The following is a 13,973-nucleotide window of genomic DNA, read 5'->3' as shown; positions in this document are numbered from 1 at the left end:
TGTCCACTGACCGGTGGACAGCGGCAGATCGCGGGGTGGTAGGACTGGTGGGTGCGCACTCACACCCAGGTGGACGTGGCGGAACACGACGAGGGCCATGCCACCGAGGAGCGGAATCGCTGGTTCGGCCTGTGGGATGGGTACTTCGCGATCGGCTACGCGGTCACCACCGCTCTGCTCTTCACCACCGGCGGCGACCAGACGCGGCGTGCCGTCGCCATCGGTGCGTTGACGCTGGCCGTGCCGTGGTACGCGGCGCTCGGCCGCGGCCTGATGGCCCATCGAACCACCGGCCGCCGGAACATCGTCTTTGCGACCGGTCTCTTCCTGCTGTTCACCGTCGCCGCGGCCAGCGACATCGCGAGTTCCTTCGCCCTGTTCGCTGCGGTGCCGATGCTGATGATGGCGCTGCCCACCCCGGTCGCGATCGCGATGTCGTCCCTGGCCAACCTCATACCGCTGACGGTCGTATGGTTGGCCGGAGGGGACACCCGGGCCGTACTGCCGCTGTCATTGCTCGGCATCGCGCTTTCCGTGCTGCTCGGGCTATGGATCACCAAGGTCATGCGGCAGAGCAGGGAGCGCGCCGAACTGATCGGGGAGTTGCGGCGCAGCCAGGACCAACTCGCCCGGCTCTCCCACCAGGCCGGGATCTCCGCAGAACGTGAACGGCTGGCCCGGGAGATCCACGACACCTTGGCACAGAGCCTGATCAGCATCATCGGCCTTGTGCAGGCGGCCGATTCGCAACTGGCGGACGCGCCCGATGCGGTTCGCCGGCACTTGGGGCTGGCCGGACGGATGGCGAGGGAGAGCTTGTCCGAGGCCCGCGGATTTGTCGCTGCGCTCACCCCTCCGGCGCTGCGGGAGAGCTCGCTGGTCGAGGCGGTACAGCGACAGACGGACGGCCTGGCGCAGCAGACCGGGCTCAACGTGCGGTGCTCGGTCCAAGGCACTGAGCGGCCACTGCCGATGGCGGTCAGCGTGGTGCTGCTGCGGTCGGTGCAGGAGTCCGTCGCGAACGTGCGCAAGCACGCCGGGCGTGCCCGCAACGTGGACGTGGACGTGGCGTTCGAGGGGGAGGCAGTCCGCCTGACCGTGCGGGACGACGGTGACGGCTTCGACGCGAGCCAGGACCGGGAGGGGTTCGGCCTGCGTGGACTGCAAGCCCGAGCCAGGGAGGTCAACGGAAGCGCTACTGTCAGCAGCCGCCCCGGCCACGGAACGACGATCGAGGTCATGGTGCCCGTGAAGCCTGCAGTCGGGGAGCCCGCCGGTGAGCGATGAACCGAACAGGACGGACGGAGAGGTGACGTACGAGGTGACACGCCAGATCACGGAAGAGGTCACGGCGGCGGACAAGGCGATCAGCGTCTTGCTGGCCGACGATCACCCGGTGGTCCGGGAAGGCCTGTGCGCGATGCTGGAGTCCGTCGAAGCCATCACCGTCGTCGGGCAGGCCGGCTCCGGCGAGGAGGCCGTGACGCTGGCGATGCGCCTCAAGCCTGACATCGTCCTGCTCGACCTGCGGATGGGCGCCATGGACGGCGTCGACGCCACCGGGCACATCCTGAGTCATTCGCCCGGCAGCAAAGTCGTCATCGTCACGACGTACGAGAGTGACTCGGACATCCTGCGCGCCGTGGAGGCGGGCGCAGCCGGGTATCTGCTCAAGGGAAGCTCCCGTGCGGAGCTCATCAACGCGGTGCGGGCGGCGGCACGGGGCGAGACCGTACTGACTCCGTCGCTCGCCCCCAAGCTGTTCCGGGCGCGGGCGGTGGACCTGCCGCCGCTTTCCGAACGGGAGGTCGAAGTCCTGCGCTTGGTCAGCCAGGGGCTGACCAACGCGGCGATCGGCGAGAAGTTGTTCATCGGCGAGGCGACGGTAAAAACCCACCTGCTGCGCGCCTACCGAAAACTCGGTGTGTCGGACCGAACCGCCGCCGTCATGGCAGCACTGAAACGCGGTCTCCTGCCCTGAGGGCAGGGCGCTCGAGCTGGCGCAGAGGGCAATGCCCGACTCCGCCGCTCCTACCCCTACCGTAGAAGATCTGGCTCGGCGTGAAGCAATATCGCGGTCTTCATCTCCCTTGCGCGCATGCCCGAGCGCCCGTCCGAAGCGAGCCACGCATGCTGCCTAAAGCGCAAGGCCGCCAAGTTACGGGCTGATGAGCCCCGTCAACCAGGATGTCAATGCTGACGGTGGCCTTGTAGGTGCGGCGGTCGACGCGGAGGGGGGCTCGGACCCGCCGGTGCTCGGCGTTGTCTTCCTCCTCGCTCTTCAGCAGCGGCCGTCCGGGGCGTTTGCGCCGTGGGACGACCAGGCCAGAGTTGATGTAAGCGCCGTCCCGGAGCACCGTCACCCCGTGACAGTGCTCGACGCGATGGCCACGCAGGTCGGGCGGCACCGCGCCGGGCACCGACGGAGTTTTCTCAGCTTTCGGGTTCGTGCTTGATCGAGATCAGGCCGACGACGATGAACGCGCCGTCGGTGGCGAGGCAGAGCCACGGCGACTGCCCTGCCTGGCGTTGGCGGGCCGGGCAGGGCAGTCGGTGGGTCGGGCGGGGTCAGGGCACTTGGGTGTTAGTGCCGGTCGCCCAGAGGGAGCCACCGGTGGTGGGCCCGCCGCCGCTGCGGTAGATGACGAAGTTCCCGTCGTTCTGCACGATGGCGTAGGCACCCGTGTGACCGTTGGTGCGGGTGGACCAGAATTTCCATCACTGGCAATCGGATCCGCTCCGGCCGCAATTAGCCGCCCGACTTCGGGCAGGTCCCCCCGCAACACCGCAGCGTGCAGTCGCGGCTCTGGTCTTCGGCACGGCAGTCACCGTCCCCGAACCCGAGGAATACGTCGCCCTGGGCGCCGCCCGCCAAGCGGCCTGGGCTCTGACCGGCACCCCGGAGCCGCTGCGCTGGCCAGTAGCCGCCTCCCGCAGATCCCCGTTCACACCGACAGCACGACCGGAGAGCGAATCCGCCAGGGTTATCTGGATGCATGAGACATGCTGTATGGCTGAAAAAAGTCCGCGTGTGGCCCGTCAGCCTCACGCGCGGGCATGTTGCGGATGCAGCAGGAGCAGGGCGATGTCATCGCTGCGTGGATCGGTGTGCGGGGTGCGGCGGATGAGGGTGTCTGCGAGGGTTTCCATGGGCTGGTGGTGGGCTCGTGCGAGGTGATCGGCGAGGTCAGCGGTGGCGTCATCGAGTTCGATGCCGGGGGTCTCGATGAGGCCATCGGTGTACAGAGCGAGCACGGCGCCGGGCCGCAGGGGGATCTCGGTGGTCTGGTAGTCGGCGGCGGGGTCGATGCCGAGCAGGAGGCCGGGCGGCAGGTCGAGGACCTCGGTGTGTCCGTCGGGGTGGCGCAGGAGCGGGGGTGGATGGCCGGCGGTGGCCAGGTGGGCGCGGTGGTGCGCGAGGTCGAGGTGGGCGTACAGGCAACTGGTGAAAAGTCCGGGGTCGAAGTCGGTGAGCAGGCGGTTGACGCGTGCGAGGACTTCGCCAGGAGGTGGGCCGGCGGTGGCGTGGACGGCGGTGCGGACCTGTCCCATGAGGGCGGCGGCGTTCACATTGTGGCCTTGAACGTCGCCGATGGCAGCGGCGGCGGTGCTGTCGTCGCAGCGGATGAGGTCGTAGAAGTCGCCGCCGATGTCCATGCCGCGAGCCGCGGGCAGGTAGCGGGCGACTACCTCCAGCCCGGGCACCGTCGGGAGGATGGCCGGGAGCAGGCCGGTCTGCAGGTCGTGGGCGAGCTGGTGTTCGGCGTCGTACAGGCGGGCGCGGTCCAGGGCTTGGGCGATCAGTCCGGCGAGAGAGGTCAGGACGGCGCGTTCGTCGGGGGTGAAGGGGCGGGACCGGTCGAAGGAGAGCACCCAACAGCCGACCGGGCGGCCGGAGACGATCAGCGGTAGGAAGGCCCAGGAGCCCCGTTTGGTCAGGCGCGGGATGTCGGGGTGAAACTGTTCCATTTCACGGGGGGAGGCGAAAAAGAGGGGAACTCCCGTGGTCAGAGCGTGCACGGTGGGGGCTGATCGGTCCCTGAGCGCGGGGAGGTCGAGGGGGTCGAGGACCTCGGGCCGGTACCCGCGGGAGCCGACGATCCGCAGCCGGCCGCCCTCAGCGACGGACAGGACGAAGCCCTGTGCGTCGAAGGCGGGCATGATCTGGTCGGCGGCCAGTTCCACGACGTCCCGCACGGTGACGGCCTCGGTGAGCCTCGCGGCCAGGTGCATCAGCTCGTACAGGGCGCCTGCCCGCGTCGGCCTGGGGACGCTCTCCCTGGGTCCCGGCTCCGGGCGGTCCGCGGGGCTGGTGCCGTCGGTGGGGGTGATACGGACGCTGATACCGGAGGCGTCCGGGTAGAGCTGGAAGTACAGCCACCGGTCTGGTGGGCGCCGGGCGATGAAGGAGATGGGCTGGCGGCTGATCACCGCAGCCCGGAAGTGGTCCTCGAAGACCGGCTCGTCCAGCCACGGCAGCGCCTCCCACAGCAGGGCACCGAGCAACTCCGCAGCGCTGCCACCGACCAGATCGGCAACGGTGGCGCTGATGAAGGTGATCCGGCCCTCCAGGTCCAGCGCGCAACAGCCCTCGGGTAGGCGGTCGACGAAGTCCATCGAGGCCAGGGCCTCATCCGGCCCGGCCGTACGGGCATGCGGCGCGGTCGGCACGTGCGGCTCACCTCTGGGCAGTACCGGGTGCCCGCCTTCGGCGGCATGCTGCAGGACCCCGCCCATGCGGTCGCAGGCAGTACGGACCACGTGGTGTTCGCGTGCGCTCAGTCGCGGCGGGTGCGAGCCGGGCCACAGCAGCACCAGTCCGCCCCATGCAGTTGCGCCGGCCGTGAGCGGGGCGGCGGCCAGCGTCACGTGGTAGGGCAGCGCGAGCGCGGCCCTCGGGTAGCGGCGCGCCAGCTCTGCCTGACTGCCGAGCCACACCAGGCGCCGCTCGCGAACCGCCTCGGCCAACGGCTCCGGGGCCGTCAGTGCCACCCGTTCCCAGAACGCGGCGATCTTCGGAACCCCGGTCATCACGGCCAGCCGCAGTACCTCCTCGCCCGCCGGCAGCAGGTAGACCAAGCCCGCGGACGCGCCTGTCTGCCGCACCGCCTGGAGCAGGATCGGGTCCAGCAGCCCCGGCCCGACGACAGCCGGCGTGGCACGGTCCCGCACCACCCGCTCCTCTTCCCCGGGGGCACCTACGCGCTCGAAGTGCCGCCTGGCCGCCTCACCACTGATCCCCAAGCTGACACCGATCCGCGCCCAGCTGGCACCGGCCCGCCGATCGGCCAGCACCGCGTGCCGCACCAACTGCTCGGCCAGCCCGGGAACCTCCGCCGCCGCGGCACAGAGATAGCCTGCGTCAGACCACCGCCCCGGGGACAGATCATCCGCCCGCTGCGCTATCGCCTGAACCCGGGCCGATAGATCCGCACCGGCGAGCACCATCGCCTGCCGTTCCTCCGCCGCGGCCCACCATCGGCGCCGCGACCGCCAGGCCGCTTGCCGATGCGCCGAACAGCAATACCGTCGGTTGCGGCTGGCCTGGTCCGGTAGCGGCGCATCACACCAGCCGCACCGAACGTCACCCATATGCGCACCATACGCCCGCAAGACGCACGAGACCTGCCCCTTGCGACCGACACCGCCGAGGTCCACCGGCTACACCTGGGCCGCGGTGCCCGCCGCAGCGAGGAGCGGTGCGCGACCGGAGACGTACGGTTCGCGACAGCACGGAGTGCTAGAAATGATTACGTGTGCAGGTTTGGCCGGTTTTGGGCATTGGATCGCCCTCCCTGGCCCGCATCTCGCCGCCCGTTGGCCGACATACGCCGAAGCCATGGGCGAGGTCATGTGGACTCCGCCCCTGGGCGTGAAGCCGGAAGACACGCCCCCGCTCCGCGTCGCGCCGGCGACCCGTCTTGGAAGGCATGCCTGACCTCGTTTTTCAGCTTGCGGAGCGTCGCAGGCCAGGCGTTCATCTGGCAGCTGGCGGTCCTCGTCCTGCTCGCAGCCGCCGCGATGGTGGCCCTGGTGCTCAAGACCACAAACGACACCCAGACCGATGCCCGCCACCGCTCACTCGCTGTCGCGGAGGGCTTCGCGCACTCCCCGGGCGTCGTGCAGGCGCTGCGATCGCCCAATCCCACAGTGCTGCTCGAGCCGCTCGCCGTAGAAGCGCAAAAGGGTTCCGGCGTTGATTTCGTCTCCGGCCGGGCGGCGGCTGGGCAATCCTTCACCGAGATCTTCAAGGGCAAGCCGCAGAACGCAGTCCGGGCCCTGGTCCCCGTCACCGACGCGCATGGCACGGTGATCGGAATCGTCTCCGCGGGCGTTCAGACAGTCGATGTCGGCGCCACGGTGAGCCGCCAGTTGCCGGTCATCTTCGGCGCCGCGGCCTGTTCGCTGGCCCTCGCTGCGGGCGGAGCGGCGCTGGTGAGCAGGCGGCTGCGACGCCAGACGCATGGCCTGGGACCGGTCGAGATGACCCGGATGTACGAGCACCACGACGCTGTCCTGCACTCGGTCCGTGAAGGTGTGCTGATCCTGGACGCGGCCCGGCGGGTCGTGCTGGCCAACGACGAGGCCCGGCAGCTGCTCGGCATACGTGCGACCGCGGAGGAACTGCCTCTGGACGACTTGGGCCTGGACCCGGGAATGGCCAAGCTGCTGGCATCCGGGCGCACCGTCACCGACGAGGTGCATCCGGCCGGTAGCCGGCTGCTGGCTGTCAATCTCCGGCCCACGGCTGTCCACGGCGGGCCCGCCGGGTGCGTGGCGACGCTGCGGGACACTACCGAGCTGCTTGCGCTGGCCGGCCGGGCCGAGGAGGCCCGGGAACGCCTGAACCTGCTGAACGAGGGCAGCACGCGCATCGGCAGCACACTCGACATTGTGCGTACGGCGCAGGAACTGGCCGAGGTGGCGGTACCCCGGCTCGCCGACTTCGTCAGCGTCGATGTACTGGAGACGCTGCTGAGCGGGGACGAGCTGCCCCAGGGGCCGATCACCGGCGCAGTGCTGCGCCGGGTGGCGCACCAGTCCGTCCTGGAGGGCACGCCGGAGGCCCTGGTCGAAGTGGGCGAGGTCGCGTTCTACCCGGAGAAATCGCCGCAGGCCCGCTGCCTGGCGACCGGGCGGTCGGAACTGCACCAGCTGGCGGACCCGGCCGTCGGCGCCTGGCTGGCAGAAGACCCCGCGCGTCTCGCCAAGGGCCGCGAATACGGGTTCCACTCATGGATCGGGGTACCAGTGATCGCGCGGGGGACGACGCTGGGAGTGGTGGGCTTCGTCCGGTGCCGGCACCCCGAGCCGTTCGCGACCGATGATCTGGCCCTGGCCGAGGAACTGGTCACCCGGACGGCCGTCTGTCTGGACAACGCCTGGCGCTTCAACCGCGAGCACACGGCGGCTCTCACGTTGCAGCACAGCCTGCTGCCGCGCCGGCTGCCGGAGCAGTCCGCGGTGGAGGCGGCCTTCCGGTACCTGCCGGCTGATCCCCGGCTGGGGGTGGGCGGCGACTGGTTCGACGTGATTCCGCTGTCCGGCGCACGGGTGGCGCTCGTCATCGGCGACGTGGTCGGACGCGGCATTCACGCCTGCGCGACCATGGGCCGACTGCGCTCCGCTGTACGGACCCTCGCAGACGTCGACCTCGCTCCGGACGAGCTGCTCACGCAGCTCGACGACATCGTCATCGGGCTGGCCGACGAATCCGAGACGGACGCGGACTTCGCCGCACCGGGAGACGTCGGCGCCACCTGCCTGTATGCAATCTACGACCCGGTGTCGGGCCTCTGCTGGCTCGCCCGCGCCGGACACCCGGCACCCGCCGTGGCCCGTCCGGACGGCACCGCAGCCATCCTGGACCTGCCTGCCGGACCTCCACTCGGCCTCGGCGGGCTTCCCTTCGAAGCGGTTGAGATCGCACTGCCCGAGGGAAGCCTGCTCGCCCTCTACACCGACGGCCTGGTCGGGTCCCGACAACGGGGGATGGACGCCGGGCTCGAAGCGCTGCAACAGGCGCTGACGGTCCCGGGCCTCTCGCTGGACACCCTGTGCGACAAGGCTGTCGGGACCCTACTTCCAGACCAACCCGCCGATGACGCCGCCCTGCTGCTGGCCCGCGTCCAGCGTCTCGACAGCGGGCAGGTCGCGACCTGGGACGTGCCCGCCGATCCCGCAGCAGTGGCCGGCGTCCGTGCAGACGCCGTCCGCCAACTGTCAGCATGGGGCTTGGAGGAGGTCGCTTACGTCACCGAACTGGTCGTCAGCGAACTCGTCACCAACGCCCTGCGGTACGGCGCCGCTCCCATACGGCTGCGGCTGATCCACGACCGAACGCTGATCTGCGAAGTGACCGACGGCAGCAGCACAGCACCGCACCTGCGCCGGGCCCGCGTGTTCGACGAGGGCGGCCGGGGCCTGCTGCTCGTCGCGCAGCTCACGCAGCGCTGGGGTGCGCGGCAGACCTCGATCGGCAAGATCATCTGGTGTGAGCAAACGCTCCCTGCGGGCGCATGAGGACGCCGCGGCAGGGAGGATCGCCGGGTGGCGCGAGCGGGCCGAGGAAGCTGCTCGGCTCTGCGCCGCAGGAGGTGCTTGGCCTGTGCGTGCCGGAAACTGCGTCACCCACACTGACGTGGAGGTTCGGCGTCACGATGTGCCGTAAGACAGGCGAACTGGTGGCGGGCTGGGGGCATGATCTGAGGTCGTGGCAATACGTCTGATCTACCGGCTCGTAGGCCAGATCTTCCTGTGGCTTGCGCTGTTGGCGCGCTCAGGTGCGGCGGAAGGACATCGAGATCTTGATGCTTCGCCACCGGCTCTCTGTCCTGCAACGCACCCATGCGCGCACCTGGTTCGCCTGGAGCGATCGGCCGTCACGGCGGCGCTGCTGCGACTGTTGAGCAAGAAGCAGCATGCGCAACTGACGTTGCCGGTCAGCCCGCGGTCGGTGCTGAGATGGCATGCCCAGCTCGTCGCCCGAAAGTGGACGTATCCGCGTCGAGGTCCGGGCCGACCACCGAAACCGGAGGCGTTACGGTGTTGGTCGTCCGTCTGGCGCGGGAGACCCGGCTGGGGATGCCGCCGGATCCGGGCGAACTGCTGTGCCTGGGGCGCAAGGTCGCGGCTTCCACCGTGTGGGAGATCTTGAAGGAGGCTGGGATCGACCCCTCGCCGCAGCGCACCGACCTCTCCTGGGCGCCTTTCTCACGCAGCCTGTGCCTCTTCAGGACTTCTCGGCAATCTGTCCGGCGAGCTTTCTGAACGGTCTGTCATTTTCGTCCAGTTCTGCTGGATCTGTGCGCGGCCGTGGACGTTGCCGAGCAGCGGACCTGGGTCATGGCTCACCTCGACCCGTGGTAGCGCGGGGCGCCAGGATGACGGTCAGGGTGGTGACGCCCTGGGCCGGATGGACGGTGTTGCCGCCGATGTCGGCGGACCCGGATGGTCCCGACTGCAGGAGCGCGTAGGCGGCCTCCTGGAAGGCGGGATGCTGGTAGGCGAGGTGGATGTTCTCGACCAAGTCGGTCGGATCGAGGAGCACGACCAGGTGCTGGGCCAGCACGCCGGCGGTGGTGATGCCGAGCTCGGCCTCGGTGAGGAGGATCGAGCCGGTCTCGGCCACGCCCAGCGGCGTCCGGACAACCGTGACGTCCACGTCGGCCGGGGCGGCCCAGTGGGGGAAGTCGGCCGGGGTTACTGTTCCCGGCACTTCGGGGACCGCCGAGCAGATGCAACGGGCGTCTGGGAAGGTCTGCGCCAGCCACCGCTGCAGGCCTCCGGGCGGCTGGGGGACGGTCTGGCCGTCGAGCCGTTTCAGGGCGGCGGTGAACAGGCCGGTGAAGTCGCCGTGTCCCTGGCGGAAGACAGGGACGTGTGCCCCAGGCCCACGCCGGGCCGCAGGTCGGTTCCCTGGCAGCCGCCGACCGCCCTTGCGGCGGGCCGTACCGTCGCCCCGGACCGGCGTTCCGGGGCAATGACGCCACAGCCCCATCCCGGCCCGGGCGCCCACAGCGGGCCCGTCCGGCCACGGATGCCGCGGCGCGCCCACCCGGCGTGCACGGTTGCGACATCACCTGCCACGAGATCCCAGCAGGCGACATCGGCTCGTGGCGCCTGGCGAAGGGGACCCTACAGCGGGCGGGATAGGCGGCCGCCGGCGAGTGGGCAGCGTCCCGATGCGGATCACCTTCGGTGATCCACCCCGGTTCAAGGTCGGTGGGGCCGAGCTCGACGACCCGAACTCGGCCTGCAGCCGCCACCGCGGATACGTACAGTAAACGTTGTGACATTGACAGACGGCAGATATCGCATCGGATCGTCGATCGGCAGCCTGCGTGTCAAGACCAGCCGTGCCGGACTCGGCCGCAAGGCCGGACACGACCTCACGATCGAGGCCACACACTGGTCGGGCGACGCCACGGTGGTGCTCAGCGATCCGGCGAAGTGCTCGGTAACCGTGACGGTGGAGACCGCATCGCTCGAAGTGCGGGAAGGGACCGGTGGACTGAAGCCCCTCACCGACGGCGACCGTGCCGAGATCAAGCGAACGCTTCAGGGCAAGGCGCTGCTCGACACCGCCGAGCATCCCTCGATCACCTTCCGCTCCACCCGGATCACGGGCACGTTGCAGTCGTTCGACATCACCGGTGACCTCACGATCAAGGGCCGGACTCATCCGGTGACGGTGCATGGTCAGGCGGGCGATGGGCGCCTTCGCGGCGCCGCGACCATTCTGCAATCCACCTGGGGGATCAAGCCGTACACGGCGTTCCTCGGCGCACTGCGGCTGGCGGACGAAGTCCGGATCGAGTTCGACGTGGCCGAGCCGACGCCCCGCTCCGAACCCTAATCGGACGCCGGCGCCGTGGAGTCCTTCCGGGGCGCCAACGGTCGCGGGGTCGCCGCCGCGGCAATACCGTCGCACCGCGCCCACCTCCGATCACGCGCCGTTCCGCCCGCAGCGCTGCGGCGACCTGCCCGCACGGTGTCGTGGCCGCCGCGCTGCTCGTCGTCGAGTGCCGCAGCCCGGCTGTACAGGTCCGGCCTCGAAGCCCACCTGGTGCCGCCGCCACCGTATGGCGCACGCTGGCCCCCATGGATTGGTTGCCACTGCTCTCCACCCTGGCCGGGGCCGCGATCGGCATCGTCGCTACGCTCATCGCGGATTGGAATCGGTGGAAGCGCGAGGATCACGCGCGCTGGGAGGGACGCGGCAATGCAGCCGCCAAGATGCGCAAGCTCATGCGCGAAGATCTCGGCGTTGGCCCACTCACCGAACACCACAGCACCTAATACTCCAGCCGAAGACCACGTCACATGATCTTCGGCTGGAGTACGAGCCCGGATTCGCTCGCCAGCGCAGGGTTCGGGGCCACTCCGCTCGTCAAGGGCGCCTTCGGCGTCGCGGGCGACGGGCTACGCCCGCCCTGGATGGCCCCGGACTCCTACCTTTGTCCCCAGGGGCAAAGTAGCCAGCCGGTAGCAAGCCGACCTGCGAGTCGAGCGTCAGGTCTTCGCTCTTCGCGGCGTTCTTCTTCGGCTGGCGAGGCACGGTGGTATCTCTGTTGAGGTGTCCGTAGACCGTGGAGCGGGGCACCCCGAACAGGTCGGCGATTTGCTGGACGGTTTTCTCGGGGACGTCGTACAGCTGCTGCGCGAGCGCGACCTGGTCGGCGGTGAGCTTGGGGCGGCGCCCGCCGACGCGTCCGCGGGGCGCGGGCGGCGGCGAGTCCGTCGTTGGCCTACAAGGAGCAGAACACCGTCGAGCGCCTGATCAACAATCTGAAGGCCTGGCGTGGCAGCACGACTCGATATGACAAGACGCCCGAGAGCTACCTCGCCGGCCTCCACCTCCGCGCCTCGATGATGCGGTGGTCAGGTCGTGGGTGGAGCCCGGGCCTGGCCAAGGAAGACCGGGTCCGACGTGGTCACTCGATTGGGTGATCGTCAGAGGTGAGGGCTAGGAGGAGCCGGACCGCTCCGGAACACTGACACCGGCACGAGTCCGACGCGGGTTCCGGAAACATCCCCCACCTGGGCTGTCCGGCGCGTGCACCCAAACCCTCCCGGCCAGGGCTAGGACGGCCACCGAGAAGCCGGAATTGCCGTCCTAGCCACCCGCTACGACGTCGTGGGCAAGACCGTCAAACGACCCGAAAGGCTGATCGAACGCGATCAAGCGCTCGACGTTAAGGAAGAAGCTAAGCGGAAGTTGACACCATCGCAACGACAAAAAAGCTTCGCGCTCACGGGCCGCACCATTCCCCGGTCCGGTGACGATCTGAAGAGCTCAGCTCAGTGTAGCGCCTAAGAAATCTGAGAAATCTGAGAATTAGCTGAGAGAAAGTTAGATTGTTGGGGTTGTGTAACAGCTGGGCGATTCACGGGAAATGGCTCTCCGAGACGGGCAGTATGTCGAATGCACGGTGCGACGACAGCACTCGCTGTCGTGACCGGGTTCATCACCCCAGCAGCTGGAAAGGATGTTCGGAAATGGGAACTGGTCTTAAGCGGTGGATTGCGATGGGTACGGCTTCCGTAGCGCTTGCGGGAGGCGCGGCCATTACCTCAGCAGGGGTGGCGTCTGCCGCCCCTGTCCACGGGGAGCGTGTGGTGGTAAAGAGTGAGCGCTGCCACGAAGTTGGTGGCTACTGGACCCGCACCTGGCACCCGGCATACCGCGACAGGAAGGGACACAACCACGCCGGTTACTGGACCCGGACCTGGCATCCGGCTCACCGGGTGTGCAGCCGGTGACTTTCTAGTCGTCACTGCATAGTGCCGTGATCGGGTAAGCGTGAAGGGAGGCCCCAGCAAGGGTCTCCCTTCACGTCGGTGTGCCACCACAGAGAAGCATGTCCGTCTTCACGGGCTCGATCGGTTCGTATTCGATCAGAATCGATTGTCTCTCAGCTCACTGAATGACTCAATGTTGTTGAATGGGATCCGTTTTATGTTGTCCAGGGCCTTTGATGATGGTGAGTCCTCGAGTCAGTCGTTGCGGGGAGTGTCAGCTGTTTCAGGTGTCACCCCCAGCTATGTGTGCTTCGGCTGACTATCGGCGGGGGTAGACGGGGTCGTCTTCCGTGGCCACCAGGCGCCAGCGGAAGCCGCACACCACGTCGACGTCGAAGAGGTGCCCGATGCCGTAGGCAGCTGGCCACTCACCGGGCTCCGGCTCCCGCTCCAGCAGTTCCGTCGGCGTGTCCAGGCACAGCGCCTTCGCACGGACCGGGGTTTGGGCGATCACATCGAACGGATGCGACGTCGAGCAGCGCGGTGACATACGCGGCCGGTTCATCGGTGGCTGACGGGATGTCGATCCGGTGTGCTGCGGAAATGCTGGTCGACTCGATCGTCATGACTGTTTCAACTCACTTCACATTGGAGGCGGAAACGGTGGCGCCGCGGACGAACTTTCTCGTCAATGCGGCGCCGATTCCAGTGGTCTTTCGGCAGCCAGCGGTCTCGGCCGCTAGCTGCCCAGCTCGGAGACGGGCTCTGCGGCACCCGTCGATGCGGGCATTCCGGCAAGGACCGTATGCTGTCTACCGGGTTTCGCTCCGAGGATGAGCAGGGCACCCAATACGGCCGCAGCAGCACAGGTCAACCAGTGAACAGGGGCGGAGAAGGAGTACAGGAATCCGCCCACGGCGGGTCCCAGGGCTCCGGCGAGAGTGTGGGCGATGCCATCCGCTCCCCGATACCGACCCCGCAGGTGCGGGGGCGAGAATTCGCCAGGATAGGCGTTGGCGATCGAGGCGTAGGTGATCTCCGCGAAAGTCCACAGCACGACTGTCAAGCCGATCAGAACTGCGCCGTGCGCGGCTCCCGTCAGGCCCATGCCGAGACCTAGCAGCACCAGGCCCACGGCGATCACCCTGCGCGGGTCCATGCGTTCAGTGCGGCGAGGTCATCCGCCCGCCGCCTCTCTTCCACCATGGTTCTGGAAGAGGTGTTTGACC

General features: G+C 68.6%; 10 protein-coding genes and 3 pseudogenes. 7 read left to right on the top strand and 6 right to left on the bottom strand.

Annotated features, from left to right (window positions below):
* The first annotated feature begins 51 nt into the window (after positions 1-51).
* Together NGB36_RS17420 and NGB36_RS17415 are read left to right on the top strand one after the other, a co-directional pair.
* On the top strand, positions 52-1,287 hold the full coding sequence (locus NGB36_RS17420; protein ID WP_255921215.1) for a sensor histidine kinase: 1,236 nt from the start codon (positions 52-54) through the stop codon (positions 1,285-1,287).
* A 46-nt stretch (positions 1,288-1,333) separates the two neighbouring features.
* Positions 1,334-1,981: a response regulator gene (locus NGB36_RS17415; protein WP_255921261.1), complete on the top strand. Its 648-nt coding sequence runs from the start codon at positions 1,334-1,336 to the stop codon at positions 1,979-1,981.
* 100 nt (positions 1,982-2,081) lie between these two features.
* Here NGB36_RS17415 and NGB36_RS33810 read toward each other — a convergent pair.
* Positions 2,082-2,360 (bottom strand): annotated as a pseudogene (locus NGB36_RS33810) (hypothetical protein); the annotation flags it as partial.
* A 685-nt stretch (positions 2,361-3,045) separates the two neighbouring features.
* Complete coding sequence (locus NGB36_RS17400) at positions 3,046-5,448, bottom strand: SpoIIE family protein phosphatase (RefSeq protein ID WP_255921214.1); 2,403 nt, start codon at positions 5,446-5,448, stop codon at positions 3,046-3,048.
* A 573-nt stretch (positions 5,449-6,021) separates the two neighbouring features.
* On the opposite strand from NGB36_RS17400, the gene NGB36_RS17395 reads away from it, so the two are divergent.
* Positions 6,022-8,523, top strand: a complete 2,502-nt coding sequence (locus NGB36_RS17395) for a SpoIIE family protein phosphatase (protein WP_443741611.1) — start codon at positions 6,022-6,024, stop codon at positions 8,521-8,523.
* An 820-nt stretch (positions 8,524-9,343) separates the two neighbouring features.
* Here the strand turns inward: NGB36_RS17395 and NGB36_RS17390 are convergent.
* The gene (locus NGB36_RS17390; protein ID WP_255921212.1) at positions 9,344-10,000 is read right to left on the bottom strand and encodes a hypothetical protein; all 657 of its coding nucleotides are present in this window, start codon (positions 9,998-10,000) and stop codon (positions 9,344-9,346) included.
* Positions 10,001-10,291: 291 nt separating this feature from the next.
* Between NGB36_RS17390 and NGB36_RS17385 the strand changes: the two genes are divergently transcribed.
* Both NGB36_RS17385 and NGB36_RS17380 read left to right on the top strand, forming a co-directional pair.
* Positions 10,292-10,858: a YceI family protein gene (locus tag NGB36_RS17385; RefSeq protein ID WP_255921211.1), complete on the top strand. Its 567-nt coding sequence runs from the start codon at positions 10,292-10,294 to the stop codon at positions 10,856-10,858.
* 245 nt (positions 10,859-11,103) lie between these two features.
* A complete protein-coding gene (locus NGB36_RS17380; RefSeq protein WP_255921210.1) occupies positions 11,104-11,301 on the top strand; it encodes a hypothetical protein in 198 nt (65 codons plus the stop codon).
* Between the two features lie 91 nt (positions 11,302-11,392).
* On the opposite strand, the gene NGB36_RS17375 is transcribed toward NGB36_RS17380, so the two are convergent.
* Positions 11,393-11,656, bottom strand: a complete 264-nt coding sequence (locus NGB36_RS17375; RefSeq protein ID WP_255921260.1) for a hypothetical protein — start codon at positions 11,654-11,656, stop codon at positions 11,393-11,395.
* Between the two features lie 92 nt (positions 11,657-11,748).
* Here NGB36_RS17375 and NGB36_RS17370 point away from each other — a divergent pair.
* Positions 11,749-11,952 (top strand): annotated as a pseudogene (locus tag NGB36_RS17370) (hypothetical protein); the annotation flags it as partial.
* Positions 11,953-11,987: 35 nt separating this feature from the next.
* A pseudogene (locus NGB36_RS33460) lies at positions 11,988-12,187 on the top strand (NF041680 family putative transposase); the annotation flags it as partial.
* 876 nt (positions 12,188-13,063) lie between these two features.
* Here NGB36_RS33460 and NGB36_RS17365 read toward each other — a convergent pair.
* Both NGB36_RS17365 and NGB36_RS17360 read right to left on the bottom strand, forming a co-directional pair.
* Complete coding sequence (locus NGB36_RS17365; protein WP_255921209.1) at positions 13,064-13,258, bottom strand: hypothetical protein; 195 nt, start codon at positions 13,256-13,258, stop codon at positions 13,064-13,066.
* Positions 13,259-13,483: 225 nt separating this feature from the next.
* The gene (locus NGB36_RS17360) at positions 13,484-13,903 is read right to left on the bottom strand and encodes an MFS transporter (protein WP_255921208.1); all 420 of its coding nucleotides are present in this window, start codon (positions 13,901-13,903) and stop codon (positions 13,484-13,486) included.
* Positions 13,904-13,973 lie beyond the last annotated feature (70 nt).

Source organism: Streptomyces humicola (assembly GCF_024436035.1).
GTDB lineage: Bacteria > Actinomycetota > Actinomycetes > Streptomycetales > Streptomycetaceae > Streptantibioticus_B > Streptantibioticus_B humicola.
The sequence above is the reverse complement of the archived record's forward strand: the minus strand, read 5'-3'. Positions and strand labels throughout refer to the sequence as shown.